This window comes from Bradyrhizobium sp. SZCCHNRI2009 (assembly GCF_032485115.1).
In the GTDB taxonomy this organism is placed as follows: domain Bacteria; phylum Pseudomonadota; class Alphaproteobacteria; order Rhizobiales; family Xanthobacteraceae; genus Bradyrhizobium.
In genome coordinates this window covers 647,731-665,029 of the sequence record NZ_JAUEUH010000001.1, presented here as the reverse complement: position 1 = coordinate 665,029, position 17,299 = coordinate 647,731, and the positions used below count along the sequence as shown (strand labels likewise).

18 protein-coding genes are annotated in these 17,299 nt (G+C 66.5%); 8 read left to right on the top strand and 10 right to left on the bottom strand.

Annotated features, from left to right (window positions below):
• Window positions 1-63 precede the first annotated feature (63 nt).
• Window positions 64-1,182, top strand: a complete 1,119-nt coding sequence (locus tag QX041_RS02995; protein ID WP_315714776.1) for a branched-chain amino acid ABC transporter substrate-binding protein — start codon at window positions 64-66, stop codon at window positions 1,180-1,182.
• A gap of 140 nt (window positions 1,183-1,322) precedes the next feature.
• Here the strand turns inward: QX041_RS02995 and QX041_RS02990 are convergent, their stop codons facing one another.
• Window positions 1,323-1,724 (bottom strand): response regulator, encoded by a 402-nt coding sequence (locus QX041_RS02990; RefSeq protein ID WP_315750016.1) that lies wholly within the window; start codon window positions 1,722-1,724, stop codon window positions 1,323-1,325.
• Window positions 1,725-1,960: 236 nt separating this feature from the next.
• Here QX041_RS02990 and QX041_RS02985 point away from each other — a divergent pair, with 236 nt between their 5' ends.
• Both QX041_RS02985 and QX041_RS02980 read left to right on the top strand, forming a co-directional pair.
• Complete coding sequence (locus QX041_RS02985) at window positions 1,961-4,735, top strand: PAS domain S-box protein (RefSeq protein ID WP_316164449.1); 2,775 nt, start codon at window positions 1,961-1,963, stop codon at window positions 4,733-4,735.
• 203 nt (window positions 4,736-4,938) lie between these two features.
• Window positions 4,939-5,937: a P1 family peptidase gene (locus QX041_RS02980; RefSeq protein ID WP_316164448.1), complete on the top strand. Its 999-nt coding sequence runs from the start codon at window positions 4,939-4,941 to the stop codon at window positions 5,935-5,937.
• Window positions 5,938-5,939: 2 nt separating this feature from the next.
• On the opposite strand, the gene QX041_RS02975 is transcribed toward QX041_RS02980, so the two are convergent.
• The gene (locus QX041_RS02975) at window positions 5,940-6,704 is read right to left on the bottom strand and encodes an EF-hand domain-containing protein (RefSeq protein ID WP_315749355.1); all 765 of its coding nucleotides are present in this window, start codon (window positions 6,702-6,704) and stop codon (window positions 5,940-5,942) included.
• Between the two features lie 226 nt (window positions 6,705-6,930).
• Between QX041_RS02975 and rpe the strand changes: the two genes are divergently transcribed.
• The 4 genes from rpe to QX041_RS02955 are packed head-to-tail and all read left to right on the top strand — an operon-like array spanning window position 6,931 to window position 9,568.
• A complete protein-coding gene (gene rpe, locus QX041_RS02970) occupies window positions 6,931-7,632 on the top strand; it encodes a ribulose-phosphate 3-epimerase (RefSeq protein WP_315719397.1) in 702 nt (233 codons plus the stop codon).
• A 16-nt stretch (window positions 7,633-7,648) separates the two neighbouring features.
• Window positions 7,649-8,134, top strand: a complete 486-nt coding sequence (locus QX041_RS02965) for an ureidoglycolate lyase (protein WP_315749353.1) — start codon at window positions 7,649-7,651, stop codon at window positions 8,132-8,134.
• 45 nt (window positions 8,135-8,179) lie between these two features.
• Window positions 8,180-9,010 carry a bifunctional allantoicase/(S)-ureidoglycine aminohydrolase gene (locus QX041_RS02960; RefSeq protein ID WP_315750015.1) on the top strand — a complete coding sequence of 277 codons (831 nt, stop codon included), beginning with the start codon at window positions 8,180-8,182 and terminating at the stop codon, window positions 9,008-9,010.
• A 42-nt stretch (window positions 9,011-9,052) separates the two neighbouring features.
• Complete coding sequence (locus QX041_RS02955; protein WP_315714782.1) at window positions 9,053-9,568, top strand: hypothetical protein; 516 nt, start codon at window positions 9,053-9,055, stop codon at window positions 9,566-9,568.
• 133 nt (window positions 9,569-9,701) lie between these two features.
• Here the strand turns inward: QX041_RS02955 and QX041_RS02950 are convergent, their stop codons facing one another.
• The 8 genes from QX041_RS02950 to QX041_RS02915 all read right to left on the bottom strand — a co-directional run bounded on the left by QX041_RS02950 (window position 9,702) and on the right by QX041_RS02915 (window position 15,743).
• Window positions 9,702-11,033, bottom strand: coding sequence for a dicarboxylate/amino acid:cation symporter (locus QX041_RS02950; protein WP_315714783.1), 1,332 nt, complete (start codon window positions 11,031-11,033; stop codon window positions 9,702-9,704).
• 13 nt (window positions 11,034-11,046) lie between these two features.
• On the bottom strand, window positions 11,047-11,187 hold the full coding sequence (locus QX041_RS02945) for a hypothetical protein (RefSeq protein WP_316164447.1): 141 nt from the start codon (window positions 11,185-11,187) through the stop codon (window positions 11,047-11,049).
• Window positions 11,188-11,197: 10 nt separating this feature from the next.
• Complete coding sequence (locus QX041_RS02940) at window positions 11,198-12,655, bottom strand: bifunctional serine/threonine-protein kinase/universal stress protein (protein ID WP_316164446.1); 1,458 nt, start codon at window positions 12,653-12,655, stop codon at window positions 11,198-11,200.
• Window positions 12,656-12,658: 3 nt separating this feature from the next.
• Entirely contained in the window at window positions 12,659-13,399 is a 741-nt protein-coding gene (locus QX041_RS02935; protein WP_316164445.1) for a metallophosphoesterase family protein, read from the bottom strand.
• A gap of 88 nt (window positions 13,400-13,487) precedes the next feature.
• Window positions 13,488-13,646, bottom strand: coding sequence for a hypothetical protein (locus QX041_RS02930; RefSeq protein ID WP_315714786.1), 159 nt, complete (start codon window positions 13,644-13,646; stop codon window positions 13,488-13,490).
• Window positions 13,647-13,690: 44 nt separating this feature from the next.
• The gene (locus tag QX041_RS02925; protein ID WP_315749351.1) at window positions 13,691-14,299 is read right to left on the bottom strand and encodes a hypothetical protein; all 609 of its coding nucleotides are present in this window, start codon (window positions 14,297-14,299) and stop codon (window positions 13,691-13,693) included.
• A complete protein-coding gene (locus tag QX041_RS02920; protein WP_315714788.1) occupies window positions 14,296-14,967 on the bottom strand; it encodes a hypothetical protein in 672 nt (223 codons plus the stop codon). The genes QX041_RS02925 and QX041_RS02920 overlap by 4 nt, the downstream gene beginning before the upstream one ends.
• Complete coding sequence (locus QX041_RS02915) at window positions 14,964-15,743, bottom strand: MotA/TolQ/ExbB proton channel family protein (RefSeq protein WP_316164444.1); 780 nt, start codon at window positions 15,741-15,743, stop codon at window positions 14,964-14,966. The genes QX041_RS02920 and QX041_RS02915 overlap by 4 nt, the downstream gene beginning before the upstream one ends.
• A 194-nt stretch (window positions 15,744-15,937) precedes the next feature.
• Between QX041_RS02915 and QX041_RS02910 the strand changes: the two genes are divergently transcribed.
• Window positions 15,938-17,296, top strand: a complete 1,359-nt coding sequence (locus QX041_RS02910; RefSeq protein ID WP_316164443.1) for a histidine kinase — start codon at window positions 15,938-15,940, stop codon at window positions 17,294-17,296.
• The last annotated feature ends 3 nt before the right edge of the window (window positions 17,297-17,299 follow it).

The following is a 17,299-nucleotide window of genomic DNA, read 5'->3' as shown; positions in this document are numbered from 1 at the left end:
CGCGCGGTCTGCGGCCCGCCGTTCGGGCCGTTCCGTGTCGACCTACCCCCGCGAGGATTTCTCATGAAACCACTCAAACTCATCGGCTTGGCTCTGGGCGCATCGCTGGCGCTCTCGACTGCTGCCTTCGCCGAAGACATCAACATCGCCGTGGCCGGCCCGATGACCGGCAGTGAATCGGCCTTCGGCCGCCAGATGCAGAACGGCGCCGAGATGGCGGTCGCCGACCTCAATGCCGCCGGTGGCGTGCTCGGCAAGAAGCTCGCACTGCAGGTCGGTGACGATGCCTGCGATCCGAAGCAGGCGCGTTCGGTTGCCGAAAAGCTCGCCGGCTCCGGCATTCCGTTCGTCGCCGGCCATTTCTGCTCGTCGTCGTCGATCCCGGCCTCCGAGGCCTATGCCGACAGCAACGTGCTGCAGATCACGCCGGCCTCGACCAACCCGCTGTTCACCGAGCGCAAGCTGTGGAACGTGGCGCGCGTCTGCGGCCGTGACGACCAGCAGGGTCTCGTTGCCGCAAACTACATCGCGAAGAACTTCAAGGGCAAGAACATCGCGATCCTCAACGACAAGACCACCTACGGCAAGGGTCTCGCCGACGAGACCAAGAAGGCGCTGAACAAGGCCGGCGTCACCGAGAAGATGTTCGAGTCCTACAACAAGGGCGACAAGGACTTCAACGCCATCGTCTCCCGCTTGAAGCGTGACAACATCGATCTCGTCTATGTCGGCGGCTATCATCAGGAAGCCGGCCTCATCCTGCGCCAGATGCGCGACCAGGGCCTCAAGACCATCCTGATGGCGGGCGACGCGATGAACGACAAGGAGTTCGCTTCGATCACCGGTCCGGCCGCGGAAGGCACGCTGTTCACCTTCGGCCCCGAGCCGCGCAACAAGCCGAGCGCGAAGGCGATCGTGGACAAGTTCAAGGCCAAGAACATCGATCCCGAGGGCTATACGCTCTACACCTACGCCGCGATCCAGGTCTGGTCGCAGGCCGTCAAGAAGGCCAACACCACCGACGCCAAGAAGGTGATGGACACCATCAAGGCCGGCGAGTGGGACACGGTGCTGGGCAAGCTCGGCTTCGACGCCAAGGGCGACATCAAGCAGATCGACTACGTCGTCTACAAGTGGGACGCCAAGGGCGGCTACGCCGAGCTCGGCGGCAAGGGCTCCTGATAGAACTCCTGACCGTCTCGATCATCATCAGCAAAATACAAACGCCCCGGTCCTGGACCGGGGCGTTCTGCTGAGCGCTTGGTTCGTCGTTGAGGCCCGCCCACCGTGGGGAACCACGTCGTACAGAGGAACAGACCGGCTCAGCCGGCACAGGCCGAAAGCGATGGGGCCCCCTTCGCCGCCACTGCTGCACGGGCCGTTTCAACGGCACGCATCAGCTCGGCCGGGCGGAACGGTTTCTGCAGGTAAACGACACGGGTCAGCTCGTCCGACATCGACGCGCCATCGAAGGCAGTCATGCCGGAGACGGCGACCACCGGAACGTCGGGAACCAGCGCGCGCATACTGCTGACCAGATCGAGCCCGTTGGAATCATCGAGATAGATGTCGACGATGACGGCATCGAATGCCTGATCGCGGAACAACTGCAGTCCGGACGCAGCGGTTCCCGCTTCGACCACGTCGAACTGATTGACGCGCAGCACCATACAGATCATGGCGCGCACATCCTTCTGATCGTCGACCACCAGAATCCGTGGCATCAACTTCTCCAGAATTTTTCCGTTGGACAGCCTACAACGTAGAAAGAAATCGGACACAACTATGAGTATATTTATCTCATTTGCGGTAAAGGTGCGGTTACTCCAACTATTGACTCATTCTACAGAACGATCCGATCTGGTACCATACAACCTTCATTAGAATAGTGATTTTCTTCGCGCATCAGCTGTAAACCTGCCCGCTTGCAAGTCGGCTCTGTTGCGCAGGACCCTTGGAGATGCAGAGCATCAAGGATCATCGCGAAGTCCTCCTGTCGACGTCCACCGCGACGCGCCGAGACCAAATCGCAGCACTCGCCGCGGTTGCGATCTCGACCTTGCTGTTTGCCGCCGCCGCTCCCTTTGCCAAGGTGCAGTTGCCGCCGGTGCCTGCGTTCGTCGCGAGCTACCAGTCGGCGCTGGCGCTGAACGATCTCATCACCGCGTTCCTGCTGTTCTCCCAGTTCGTGCTGCTTCGCTCGCGACCGTTGCTGTGGTTGGCCTGCGGTTACCTGTTTACCGCGCCGGCCTCGCTGCTGCACACGCTGGTGTTCCCAGGCCTGTATTCTCAGACCGGCCTGCTCGATGCAGGGCCGCAGACCGCAGCCTGGGTCTACATGATCTGGCACGGCGCGTTCCCCTTGTTCGTTCTGGTCTATGCGCTGCACGACCGTCTCCGTCCGGCGCCCGTTGGGTCGGTTGCGCTGTCTCTCTCGGTCGCCGTGCTCGGCGTGGCGATTGCACTTGCGGCACTCACCTGGGCGGTGATCGCCCATGATACGGCGCTGCCTGCGCTCGTCCGCGATGACGCTGCCACTCCGGCTTTGAAGATCGTGGTCGGCGCCATCTGGTGCGTAACATCGGCTGCCCTGCTCGTCCTGGCGTTGCGCAGGCCGCACAGCATTCTCGACCTCTGGGTCATGGTGGTGCTGTGCGCTTGGCTGTTCGATCTCTCGCTCTCCTCGCTGCTCAACGCCGCCCGGTTCGACCTCGGCTACTATGCGGGCCGCATCTATGGTTTGCTGGCAGCGAGCTTCGTCCTCGGCGTCCTGCTCGCCGACAATGTCAGGCTGCAGACGAGGCTCACGCGGCTGCTGCAGCAGCAGCGCCGGCAGAGCGAAAGCGAGCGGGCACGCTTCATCGCGCGGGAGCGGCTGTTCAGCGCTGTGGTGGAATCCTCCAACGACGCCATCATCACGCTGACGCTGCAGGGCAAGATCACGTCCTGGAATCGCGCCGCCGAACACCTGTTCGGATACGGCGCAGACGAGGCGCTTGGCAACGACGCCGGCCTGATCGTGCCCGCCGAACGGCGCAGCGAAGTCGATCGCATCCTGAGCCGGATCGGCGGCGGCGAGAAGATCGAGCATCACGAGACGATCCGCCGCCACAAGGACGGCCGCGAGATCGAAGTATCGCTCGGCGTGTCGCCGATCCTCGACGCGCATGGTGTGATCATCGGCGCCTCGAAGGTGGCGCACGACATCACCGAGAGCAAGCGCACCCGAACCGCCCTGACCCGTGAGACCGAGGAGCGCCGCCGCATCTTCGAGACCTCGCAGGACCTGATCCTGGTTGCCAACTCCTACGGACAATTGATGCAGGTCAGCCCGAGCGCGCTGGACGTGCTCGGCTACCGGCCGGAGGAGATGGTCGGCCGCAATGCCAGCGACTTCGTCTATCCGCCCGAGCTCGAGGCGGTCCGTAGCCAGATGCGCGCCTGCCGCCGCGGCCGCGACGTCCGTAATTTCGAGGCGCAGCTCATGCACAAGGAAGGCCGCGGCGTCGTCCTGAACTGGATGGCGAGCTGGTCGGAGCCGGTGCAGCGCCACTTCTTCGTCGGCCGCGACCTCACCGAGAAGCGCGCGGCCGAGGCGCAGTTCCGCCAGGCGCAGAAGATGGAGGCGGTCGGTCAGCTCACCGGCGGCGTCGCCCACGACTTCAACAACATCCTCACCGTCATCACCGGCAGCATCGGCATTCTTGCCGACGCCGTGTCCGACCGGCCGGAGCTCGCCTCCGTCGCCAAGCTGATCGACGACTCCGCCGACCGCGGCGCGCAGCTCACGCGGCAGTTGCTGGCCTTCGCCCGCAAGCAGCCGCTGCAGCCGACGGATCTCGACGTCAACGCGCTGTTGAACGAGACCGCAGCCTTGCTGCAGCCGACGCTCGGCGCGCAGATCGAGATCGAGCGTATCCTTGACGCCGATCCCTGCACTGCGCTCGCCGATCCGAACCAGCTCGCCACCGCGGTCATCAATCTCGCGCTCAATGCGCGTGATGCGATGCCGCAGGGCGGCAAGCTCACGCTGGAGACAGCGAACGTCACGCTCGACCGGGACTATGCCGACGTCCATAGCGAGGTCATCGTCGGTGACTACGTGATGATCGCCGTGAGCGACACCGGCTGTGGCATTCCGCCGGCCTATCTCGAGAAGGTGTTCGATCCGTTCTTCTCGACCAAGGGCACCGGCAAGGGCACGGGGCTCGGCCTCAGCATGGTGTTCGGTTTCGTCAAGCAGTCCGGCGGCCACATCAAGATCTACAGCGAGGTCGGCCACGACACCTCGATCAAGCTGTATCTGCCGCGCTCGGCGTCCGCTTCGGCGGCCAGCGCGGGCTTGCAGGCGCCAGACGCGCGCGGCGGCAATGAGACGATCCTGATCGTGGAGGACGATCCGCTGGTACGCCAGCACGTGATCGCCCAGGTCGGCAGCCTCGGCTACACCACCCTGGCTGCAGCCAATGCCGCCGAGGCGCTCGACGTGCTCGAGCGCCATCCGGAGATCGACCTGCTGTTCACCGACGTCATCATGCCCGGCGCCATGAACGGCCGCCAGCTCGCCGACGCCGCGCGGGTGCGGCGGCCGGCGCTGCGGACGCTGTTCACCTCGGGCTATACCGAGAACGCGATCGTGCACCACGGCCGCCTCGACGCCGGCGTGCTGCTGCTGCCCAAGCCTTACCGGAAGCCAGAGCTGGCCCGCATGATCCGTATCGCGCTGGAGCGCTGAAGCACGCGCCCGGATCGGCGTAAGCGACATCCGGGCCTACCGGCGCGGCACGTGAGACCCGGATGTCGCTTCCCCCCCCCCTCGCGCCCGCGGGACGCAAGCGGGGCGCTCATACCAGCGCCGAGGCGCGTGCCCTCCTGCATTGAGGCCTCGCGCCGGCCGCGCTATCCATCCGGCATCATCATCTGCAGCGAGGGACGATCGTGCAGAATCTCCTCACCGACATCCCCGGCGTACGCGTAGGCCATGCCCATGACGCCGCGCTCGCTTCCGGCGTGACCGCGATCCTGTTCGATCAGCCGGCGGTCGCCGCGATCGACATCCGTGGCGGCGGACCCGGGGTGCGCGAGGATGCGCTGCTCGATCCTGCGAATACGGTGGAACGGGTCGACGGCATTGCCCTGTCGGGAGGCTCGGCGTTCGGGCTCGAGGCCGCGAGCGGCATTCAGGCCTGGCTGGCGGAACAGGGGCGCGGCTTTGCCGTGCGCGACGCGCTGATCCCGATCGTCCCCGGCGCGATCGTGTTCGACCTCTTGAACGGCGGCAACAAGGCCTGGGGCCGCTACGCGCCGTATCGCGAGCTCGGCTACGCGGCCGCGGCGGCGGCCAGCACGACCTTCGCGCTCGGCAGCGTCGGTGCCGGGCTCGGCGCCACCACGGCCAACCTGCAGGGCGGGCTCGGCTCGGCGTCGGCGACGACGACAGGCGGCATCAAGGTTGCGGCCATTGTTGTGGTGAATGCGGTCGGCAGCGTCACTGTCGGCGACGGTCCCTGGTTCTGGGCGGCACCGTACGAGATCGACGGCGAGTTCGGCGGCCGCGGCCTGCCGGCCGCCTTCACGCCGGACATGCTGGCGATGCGCATCAAGGGCGGCCCGGCAGCATCGGCCTCCGAGAACACGACGATCAGCCTCGTCGTGACCGATGCCATCCTGACTAAGGCGCAGGCCAAGCGGCTCGCGATGATGGCGCAGACCGGCATGGCGCGCGCGATCTATCCGGTGCATCTGCCGCTCGACGGCGACATCGTGTTCGCGGCCGCGACCTGCACCAGGCCGATCGAGCCGCTGGTCGAGCTGAGTGAGCTCGGCATGGTCGCGGCCAACGTCCTGGCGCGCGCGATCGCCCGCGGCGTCTATCACGCGAGCCCGCTGCCGTTCGCCGGCGCGCTGCCGTCCTGGCAAGGCCGCTTCGGCAGTTGAGCTTACGCGCTGACCGCGGTCGTTGAAGACGTGGAGGCCGACAGCATGTTGGACTGCCGCTGGATCAGCTTCTCGATCATGTTGTAGGACGAGGTCGCAGCGTTAGACGCGGTTGTGGCTGCCGGCGTCGTCAGCGTCACCTTGGAGCCGTCGGCATAGGTGATGGTGGTCGTGGTCGAGCCGTCGCTGTTGGTGGACGAGGAACTCGAGGCGCCCGACAGCGCCTGCATCAGCGCATCTGCGCCCGCGCTGGATGAGGTGCCCGAGCCGCCGCTCCCGCCCGCCTCCTGGTGATGATGGTGGCCACGTCGCCCCTTGGCGCCCTGCAGCGCCGAGGACAGCTCGTCGAGGCTGACATTGCCGTCGCCGTTCGTATCCAGCTTGCCGAACACCTTGTCGGCATTGGCGACGTTGGTGCCGCCGGCGCCGAGCGCGCTCTCGAACTCCGATTTGCTGATCTGACCATCGCCATCGCCGTCGATCTGCGAGAACAGGTCCTGCAGCGGATTGGTCGATGAGCTTGCGCTCGACGACGCGCCCGACTGGCTCTGCGCTGCGAGCAGCGCGCTCATGGTCTCCGGCGCGATCTGCCCCGAGCTGCTGCTGCCGCCCGCGCTCGACCACGGGCTGAAATTGCCGGAGCCGCTCGCCCCCTTGGTGTCGAGGCTGAACGGACCGCCGCCCGACTTGCCGGAGCCCGACTTGGTCGAGCCGAGCGACTGCAGGCTGTCCAGGACCGACGAGGCGGCCCCCAGTGCAAACCACATGGCGAAACTCCCGCAAGGCCGCCCACGCGGCGGCAGAACATCTTCCCACCGCCGTCGCAATCCCCATGCCAGCGCCAAACCGCTGATATGTCCAGATATTTCGCGATGTTACGGTGGCCTGAACCCGGCAGATCGTGCCGTGCCCGGCAGATTTTTCCCGCTCGCGTTGCCGCAGCCGGCCCTGCATGATACGGCGACATCCCCGATCGTCCTGGAACAGCCGCCCATGACCCAGTCCTTCACGCCGCGTCCGCTCGTCATCGCGCCATCGATCCTGGCGTCGGATTTCTCCAAGCTCGGCGAAGAGGTGCGCGCCGTCGATGCCGCCGGGGCCGACTGGATCCATCTCGACGTCATGGACGGGCATTTCGTCCCGAACATTTCCTATGGCCCGGATGTCATCAAGGCGCTGCGCCCACACACCACCAAGATCTTCGACGCGCATTTGATGATCACGCCGTGCGATCCCTATCTCGAGGCCTTCGCCAAGGCCGGCTGCGACCACATCACGGTGCACGCCGAGGCCGGACCGCATCTGCATCGCTCGCTGCAGGCGATCCGCGCGCTCGGCAAGAAGGCCGGCGTTTCGCTCAACCCGTCGACGCCGCTCAACGTGATCGAATACGTGCTCGACCTCGTCGACCTCGTGCTGATCATGTCGGTCAACCCCGGCTTCGGGGGCCAGGCGTTCATCGCCTCGGCGATCGGCAAGGTGCAGGATCTCCGCGCGATGACCGCGGGCCGGCCGATCGACATCGAGGTCGACGGCGGCGTGGGCCGCGACAATGCCGGCGCGCTGGCCGCGGCCGGCGCCAACGCCTTCGTCGCGGGCTCGGCCGTGTTCAAGGGTGGCACGACAGAGGCCTATCGCAGCAACATCGCCGCGATCCGCGATGCCGCCGCGTCGGCACGCGGCGAAGCGATCTGAGCCGCACGGACCCGGAATGCATAAGCTCACGCCGCAGCCGCTGACGAAGGCAGCGTTCGCTGCCTTCGGCGACGTTGTCGAGACCGACGGCGCCGAGACGATCGAGATCAACCAGGGCTTCGCCCACCGCTGCAACGGGCTGGCCGCCATCGACGTGACCTCCGGTGGCGCGGCCGTGAACATCAGCCTGTTCGAGGCCAGGCCGCGGCCGCTGCCGATAGAGATCAAGCTGATGGAGCGGCATCCGCTCGGCACCCAGCTGTTCATGCCGCTGCAGGACCGCCCCTGGCTGGTGCTGGTCTGCGCCGACCCGCGCAATCCCGCGAGCTACCGGGCCTTCACGGCGAGCGGCCGCCAGGGCGTGAACTACGCCCGCAACGTCTGGCACCATCCGCTGCTGGTGTTCGACGAGGCCTCGCGCTTCATGGTGGTCGATCGCATGAGCCCGGACAATCTCGAGGAGCTGTGGCTCGATGAGCCGCTGTATTTGAGCATCCCTTGAATGTGGGCGCGCGAGATCGACGATCCGCGCGCAGGAGAGACGATGATGGACAAGCCGAACTATTTCGTCCCGCAGGGCGGCCACCCGCCGCAGACCGACCTGCTGACCGGCCGCGCCGTGTTCACCGAGGCGTATGCCGTCATCCCGAAGGGCGTGATGCGCGACATCGTCACCTCGGCGCTGCCGTTCTGGGACAAGACGCGAACCTGGGTGATCGCGCGTCCCCTCTCCGGCTTCTCGGAAACGTTCTCGCAATACATCGTCGAGGTCTCGCCCGGCGGCGGCAGCGCCCAGCCCGAGCCGGATCCGGAGGCCGAGGGCGTGCTGTTCGTGGTGTCAGGCGAGATCATGCTCACCATCGCCGGCAAAGAGCATCGCCTGGGCCATGGCGGCTACGCCTTCCTGCCGCCGTCCTGCAAGTGGACGATGCGCAACGACAGCCAGGCGCCCGCGACCTTCCACTGGATCCGCAAGGCCTATGAGGCCGTTCCCGGCATCGCCGTGCCCGAGGCCTTCGTCACCAACGAGGCGACGATCGCCCCTGCCGCGATGCCGGAGACGCAGGGCCGCTGGGCCACCACGCGCTTCGTCGATCCGCTCGACGTTCGCCACGACATGCACGTCAACATCGTCACCTTCGAGCCCGGCGCCGTGATCCCGTTCCTGGAGACGCATGTGATGGAGCACGGGCTCTATGTGCTCGAGGGAAAGGCGGTCTACAAGCTCAACCGCGACTGGGTCGAGGTCGAGGCCGGCGACTTCATGTGGCTGCGCGCCTTCTGCCCGCAGGCCTGCTACGCCGGTGGCCCCGGCCGCTTCCGCTACCTGCTCTACAAGGACGCCAACCGGCACATGAAGCTGCGGCCGTTCAGGTGAAGGCCAGCAGCATCCGCTGAATGAGTCCTGGATACACGGCTGATGTCGACCGTTCCCGAACGCCTGGAGAGCTTGATCGAAGGGGAATTGGCTGAGCTGTCCGACAAGCGTGTGCTCTCGCATATCCGCGGCATGCTCGTCGCACCTCACATGGTGCTGCGCGATTGGGACTATGGCCAACCGGGGGAGCAATATCCCTGCTGGTTCGTGCTTCGCGATGCACAATCCGGTGCCGAGATCGCCTATTGTGAGCACGGCTTCGGACCGGGCTGCCCCTGGGGCCTGGTGAGTTCTGCGCACGAACCGGAGTTCCGCCATATGGGCATGGACTCCGGCTGGTTCACCTCGTTTCTGGATGCATTTTTCGATTCTTTCGCCTGCGTGGCGCTTCTAATCTGGAAGGTGATCAACATCGATGCTGACGGAACCCGGACCTGTCTGACCGCCGAAGGCGCGTGGGAGAGCACATGGCAGCGGGTCTACGAATTGCGCAATCATGATCCGAGCGGCCGCTATGAATGCGGCCACGACATCGGCTATCGCAAGACTGCCACCTGATGCGCTCGTCGAATCTTCGGCCGCAACCGCCGACGAAGAGCTTCTCCTCATCGGCCTCGAACACCGGCTCGATCGCGCGATCGACCAATCCACGCCGTACTCGCTCCCTCATTCTCCCCCTAGTGATCCTCCCTCACGCCCCCTGATACTCCACCTCTTCCGCCGTGCCGCGGTCGAGCACGGCCTTCGCCTTGGCATGGTCGAGGTCGTCCTCCCAGGCGGCGACGACGACGGTGGCGACGCAGTTGCCGATCAGGTTGCCGACGGCGCGCGCGATGCCGACGAACCAGTCGACGGACAGCACCAGCACCAGACCGATGGCGGGGATAGCCGGCACGGCGCCGAGCGTTGCGGCCAGGATGACGATGGCCGAGCCGGGCACGCCATGGGCGCCCTTGGACGTGACCAGCGACACGCCGAGCACCAGCAGCAGGTCGCTGACCGACAGCGGCGTGTTGGTGGCCTGGGCGATGAAGACGACGGCGAGCGTCAGGTAGATCGAGAACGCATCGAGGTTGAAGGAATAGCCGGTCGGGATGACCAGGCCGACGACCTCCTGCTTGACGCCCATCGCCTCGAGCTTGCGCATGATCTGCGGCAGCACGGAGTCGGACGACGCCGTCGCCAGCACGATCAGCAGCTCCTCCTTCAAATAGCGCAGGAACTTGAACAGGCTGAGGCCGGCCATGCGCATCACGAGGCCAAGCGCGGTCACGACGAACAGCGCCACCGAGACGTAGAACAGCACGACCAGCGCCAAGAGCTGCTTGAGCGAGCCGACGCCATATTTGCCGACGGTGAAGCCGATGGCGCCGAGCACGCCGAGCGGCGCGACGCGCACGATCAGCCCCATCGCCTTGAACAGCACCTTGGCGACGGACTCGATCAGGTCGACCACGGGCTTGCCGGGCTCGCCGACCAGCGCCAGGCTGACGCCGAAGATCACCGCGAAGAACAGCACCTGCAGCACGTCGTTGCGGGCAAAGGCGTCGAACGCCGTCGGCGGAATGATGTTGAGGATGAAGCCGCCGAAGCCGCCGCCCTGCAGCTTGTGGGCGTTGTCGGCGAAGCTCGCGAGCTGCTTGGCGTCGAGCTTGGAGACGTCGATGTTCATGCCGTGGCCGGGGCTGAAGACCAGCGCCAGCACGAGGCCGAAGGCCAGCGCGATCGTGGTCATGCCCTCGAAATAGACCAGCGACTTGACGCCGACGCGGCCGACCTTCCTGAGATCGCCGGCGCTCGCAATGCCGTGCACGACGACGCAGAACACGATCGGCGCGACCACCATGGCGATCAGACGCAGGAAAGCGTCGCTGAAGAATTTGAGCCCCTGGGCGGTCTCGGGCGCAAAGACGCCGATCAGGATGCCGAGCACGAGCGCAGCCACGACCTGAAAGAAGAGCGAGCCGAACAGGCCTCGCTTCGGCGCGGCTGTCCCCGCCATGCTCACATCCGTTGCCGCCATTGATCGTCCCCCCTCAGAAAAAAACCGACACGTTCCGCACGCGCCGGATCACTTTGGAGGGGTAACTTTCGAAACGCAACCGCAGCCGCGCCTCACTTTTCAGCCTGTGCATGCCGTTCTGACTGTCGTGCTTGGAGGCGCCGTGGATCTTCATCGCATGTCCATCATTCCCCCGACACGACCCTTGCCGGCGCATCATCATCGTCGCCCTCGGCTTCCCGTGCCGCGAGCCGTGTCCGCACCACGGTCACCGTACACCCCGCCTCCGCGGCGACCTTCGCCGAGACGCTGCCGAGCAGCGAGCGCAGCACGGAATCGCGGCGGGCGCCGATGATGATGTGGTCGACCTGGTTGGCCTCGGCGAATTCGATGATGGAGGCCGCCGGATCGACCGCCTCCAGCACGTGCACCGTCAGCCGGCTCGTGTCGAGCTTGAGCGGCGTCGCCCAGTGCTTCAACGCGACCATGCGGTCGATGTGCTTGTTGTTGCCCTCCTCGTCCAGGGTGCGGTCGATGGTGAGGCGCCCGAGCTTCAGCACGTTGACGCAGGCGAGCCGCGCCGCAGGCAAGGTGGCGAGGATGCGCTGCGCCGTCAGCCGCAGCGCGCCGTTGAGCTCCTCGCCGCCTTCCACGGTGTCGATCGCGACCGCCACGATCGGGCTGGAGGCGATCTGCATCGCGACGTCGGATGTTTTCTGTTCCGGCTGCACCAGGCCGCGGTTGAAGCGGCGGCGCCACACGGCCGTGATCGGGTCGCGCTTGACCTTCTCCGCACGCGCCGTCAGCTTGACCTGGTCGGGATGGCCGAGATCGAAGGCGAGCTGCGCCGCTGTCGGGTAGCGCCAGACCGGCTCGATCTCCAGGCAGCGCAGCACGATCTCCTGCAGCCACGGCGGATAGTCCGGCTTCAGCTGTCGCGGTGGATAGGGATCGCGCCACAACCGCCGGCGCATGCCGCGCAAGGTCTCGGTCTCGCCGAACGGCCGCACGCCGGTGGTGAAGAAGTAGAGCAGCACGCCGAGCGAAAAGATGTCGCTGCGCGGATCGCTACGCGTACCCATCATGCGCTCCGGCGCCATGTAGGGCGCGGTGCCGTAAGGCAGGCGGAACTCCTCCTGCAAGAGATCCGGCAAGTGCTTGTGGCAGGACAGGCCGTAGTCGATCAGCACCGCCTCCCCCGTCGGCCGGAACATGATGCTGGAGGGCTTGATGTCGTGATGGATGACGTGCTGCCGGTGAATATCGGCGAGCGCGGTCGCGATCTTCGCGACCAGCACCCGCGCCTCCTCGTAAGCCAGCGGCAGCTCGGGCAGCCGCTTGTACAGCGTATCGCCTGGAATCTGCTCGATCACCACATAGGCCTGGGTGGCGAAATCGCCGGTGCCGAAACAGGCCGGCACGTGCGGTCCCGACAGTTTTGGCAGAATCATCTGCTCCATCTCGAAGCTGACGATCGCCGCAGGATCCTCGCCCTCGGAGACGCGCGGCACCTTCATCAGGATGGGCCGGTCGATGTCCGGGTGGGTGACACTCCACAACGTCGCCATGCCGCCGGAATGCACGCATTCACCCACCGTGAAGCCGTCGATCACGACGCCCGGCTTGAGCCTTGATTTCGTCATGCTCTAGCGCCCCATCGAGAGCCGCTGCGCCAGCCAGGGCGGCAGGCCGTTGTCGCGAATGCGCTGCGCCGCCGCCTCGACGTCATAGGGCACGCGGCAATAGGTCAGCTCGCGGGTCCTGGTGTCGAAGGTCACGAACGACGCGGCCGGATCACCGTCGCGCGGCTGGCCGACCGAGCCGACCACGGCCAGCCATTGCCGGCCGCGCAACAGCTGAATGGGCATGTTGGCGGTCGGGGTGAAGCTCGTCATCTTCGCGGTGGCGGACATCGAGTACAGCGCCGGACGGTGGATGTGGCCGCAGAACGTCACCTGCGCCTCGGTCGCGATCATGCTGCGGGCCGCGTCGGCCGACGACTGCACATAGCGCCAGCGCGGCGGGCTCGAGGCCTCCGCATGCACGAACAACCGGTCGTCGTCACCGATGCTCATCGGCAGCTCGGCGAGAAAGCGGCGTTGCTCGGCGCTGAGCCGCCCGCGCGTCCACTCCATCGCCGCCTGCGCCTCGGCATTCATGCTCTCGCTTGCCGTCGAGACGGCATTGTCGTGGTTGCCGCACACCGCCAGCCCGCCACCGGCGACGATCTCCATGACGGTGTCGACCGACCATTCCGGATCGGCGCCATAGCCGACGATGTCGCCGAGACAGATGAGACGATCCGCGCCACGCGCACGCGCCGCCTCCAGGCAGGCCGCGAAGGCCTGCCGATTGGCATGGATATCGGTGAAAATCGCCAGCAGCAACCCGTGTCCTCCGGTTCTCAAGGCTAGCGGCCGTGGCCACACGAGACTTGAGGAACATCAAACAAGATAGGCGGAGAGATGCGGAATGTCAGCGTTGCAGGTCCCCTGCGATGCGCCGGTGCGGCTTTCTTCCCTGGGTAAAGCCGAAGCCCAGGAACTTGCGGTGGTTCGGTCTGGCGACCGCACTCTTGACCTTGTTGACCTTGAGCTCGAGGCGCCGTGCCAGGAACGTCCCGATGCTCGCCATCACCCGCGCGCGAGCTTCGCGCGGGAGGATACGGCTGCAGCCGCCTACTGCTCGTCCTTCGGCGGCATGCGCGGCGGCAGCAGTGGCGTGAACGAGACGCCGTCGCCGGCGTTCTTGGCCGCCTTGAACTCGCCGGTGGAGGGATCACCGCCGGCGGTCTCGATGATCGTCTTCGGCAGAATGTATTCGCGCGCGGCGTCGATGACCCCGCCGTCGCCGGTGCCGAAATCGGCGGCGCGGCCGCCCTGCGGATGGCCCGCCGCGATCTGGTCGGCGGCGTGCTGCGCCTTGTCGGCAAGTGTGTCGCTGTAGGGAATACGATAGGCGCGCGGCACGCCGCTCGGACGGTTGTCGTCGTCCAGCGCCTCGACCCACAGATAGACCGCGCCGGGATCGCCCTCGACGGAGTGCGGATCGACGATCCGCACCTGCAGCACCTTGAAGCTCCTCGGCAGCCGGTCGACGCTGGCCCAGCCGAGCAGGCCGCGGGCGCCGGCGAAGCTGCCGACATAGAACGCACTGGTGATGACCACGGCGACCGCCTTGGCCTGCCAAGGCAGCCTTGCATAGACCAGCACCAGCAAGAGCAGCGCGCCGATCAGCGCGTAGCACACGGACAGCGTGACGATGACGGTCTGCAGACTGCTCATCATCGCCTGATCACCCTGACGCCGGTCTTGGGATCGAGATCGGCGCCGTTGCGCCAATTGCTGCGGAACGTCTCCAAAAGCGATTTCGGTCGGCGCTGCACGTCGATCACCTTGCCCTCGGCATTGAGCTTGAAGCGCAGCGCCGTCTTCTCGTCGCCGGAATGGTCGAGCACGACCTTGTCGTCGAAGATCACCTGCGCGGTCGGGTTGAGCTTCTGCACCTTCACGGTGGCCTCGACCGGCGCGCCGCTGACGTTCTGGAAATGCGAGATGTTGACGGTGTATTCGCCGGCGACGATGCCTCTGATGGTCACGATCTCCTCGCGGATCGGCGACGGGATCTTCAGACCGTTGACCAGGATGAAATCGTTGGCGCCGCCGCGGTCGTCGCGATCGAGGGTGAGGAAGCCGGCCTCGCGATGCCGGTACCAGGCGATGTTGCCGACGGGGTCCTGCACGAACAGGTCGAGATCGTCGGGATGGTTATCCGGCCAGTCCATCGTGATCAGGAACTCGGCCTTCGAGTCGACCTTGCCGTCCTTGGCGTCCGGCGAGATCGCGAGCACCGCGATGAAGAAGAAGAACGCGACGATCTGCAGCGCCTTGAACAGCATGACGCTGAACGGGTCGAACTGCTCCTCGCGCGGATAGAGCCCGAAATCGTCCATCATGCGCCCTGCTCCGGCGCGCGATCCATCGCGCGCTCGAGCCGCGGCGTCACCCGCGTCTCGGTGAGCATGACCGCGTCCGAAAACACGCGCCCGGTCGCCGCGTCCAGCATGTAGTACTGGATGCGCACCAGGATCGAGCCGACGAGGCCGGCGAGCGTCGTGTACATCGCCACCGCCATGCCGTCGCTCATCAGCCCCATCGAGGATTTCATCGCCAGCTTGTCGTTGACGTCGAGGCCGGCAATCGGCGCCAGCATGATGATGAAGCCGATGATGGTGCCGAGCAGGCCGAGCTTCATCAGCGTGTCCGAGGCGAAGCCGCCGAAGCCGTTGGAGCCGCGCAGGCGGTCGGCGAGCGTCCGCAGCAGCAGCGTCTGGTCGAGCCGCCCTGCCCCTTGCGTTTGCGCCTTGGTGACGAGGCTGCGGATGTGGTTGGTGACCAGCCCTTTGGGAAGCAACTGCGCATCAGGTTCGAGCGCGCGCGCCGCATCGGGCCCGATCAGCACGGCGCGGCAGCGCCGCGCCGCATCCGCCTCGCGCGCGATCGCTCTGGTGCGCCAGAAGCAATGGCAGCACGTGGCGACGTAGAGCACGGCGATGACGCTGGAGATGTAGGTGCGGTCGGAGGCGACCATCAGGTGGAAATAGCCGTAGCGGGCGAGCACCACGGCGGCGAATATCGTGAGGCCGGTGAAGATCATCCAGAGCAGCAGCGGCCCGCGCTCGGCTGCGTCGCGCGCAGGTTCCACTCGTTCGGCACTGCTGACCACGCTCATGCATGAACTCCCGATGCGCGCCGTTTCGTTCGGCGCTTCGCAGGCGAGTTAAGCAGAGCGGCGGAACAGCGTCCAAAGACATCTGCCTCGAGGCTCTCGGGAAAATTTCCCAACCTGCCACTTGCTGCAGTGCATTTGCTTGGCGGAGCACCAGCCCATTGTTACGCTGCGGCAAAAGCCGTGGAGAGGATCGCATGCGTCTCGTGCTCCAGCTCATTGCGCGCCTCGCGCTGATCGTGCTGCTGTGTCTGGCCGCCGCGGCCATATGGGTCACCGTCGACGCCTATCGCAGCGTCGACCGCGCCACCGCGGCATCGGCAGACCGGGTCTCGCAGGCGCTGGAGGCGCTGTACTGGCGCGAGCTGCTGCTGCGCGGCAACCGATCGCGCGAGCGGCTGCTGCCGCTGCCCGACTGGCGCACGACCGAGACCATGAAGCTGATCGCGCCCGGCATCTGCGTACAGTTCAAGCCCGAGGCCGCATTCGAGAAGCCGCTGTGCGGCCAGAGCAAGGGCCTCGGCGCCGCGCCGCCGCGCTGGTTCTCAAGCGCCGTGGAAGCCATCCTCGGCGATCACGCGGCGGTCGCGCAGCCGATCAGCGCGCGCGCCACCACGGCGGGAACCGTCTCGGCGATCGCCGATCCCGATGCGGCGATCCAGCTCGCCTGGCTGCGCATCCAGGACAGCTTTGGCGTGGCGCTGGCGATGGCGGTCGCGATCGGCGTACTGGCCTCGCTGGCGATCGCCCATGCGCTGGCGCCGGCGCGCAGCATCGTCTCGGCGCTGCAGCGGATGGCCGAGGGCGACCACCGCCCCTCGCTGCCGCGCTTCCGCTCGATGGAGCTCGCGATGATCGGCCGCGCCGTCGGCGAGCTCGGCGACCGGCTGGCGCAGGCCAATGAGCAGCGCGCCGCGCTGACCGAGCGCCTGCTCGACATCCGCGACGAGGAGCGGCGGGCGCTCGCCCGCGAGCTGCACGACGAGTTCGGGCAGAACCTCACGGCGATCCTCGCTTTTGCCTCGACGATCGAGAGCGCCGGCAACGGCCGCAACGATCAGATCGCCCAGGACGCACGCATGATCACGCGATCCGTCAGCCATCTGATGGCGTGCCTGCGCGGCACCTTGAGCCGACTGCGCCGTCCGCTCACCGAGGAGCTCGGCCTCGCCGCAGGCCTGATCGCGCTGACCGAGAACTATCAGCACGCCGCGCGACCGGCGATCCGGCTCGACCTCCACGGTGATCTCGCCGACATCCAGGGCCCGGTCGCGGTCACCGCCTACCGGATGGCGCAGGAGTGCCTGACCAACGCCCTGCGCCACACCAGTGCGAGCGAGGTGTCGTTGCGGGTCGAGCGGCGCTCCGGGCCCGACGGTGCGCTGCTGATTTCAGTCGAGGACGACGGCGGCGGCGATGCGACCCTGCTGGCGCAATCGAGCGGCTTCGGCCTGACCGGAATCCGCGAGCGCATCGCCGCCGTCGGCGGCTCGCTGTCGATCGGACCGGCCGCGCGCGGGCTCAGCGTCTCCGCGACAATTCCACTGGCCGCCTGAGAT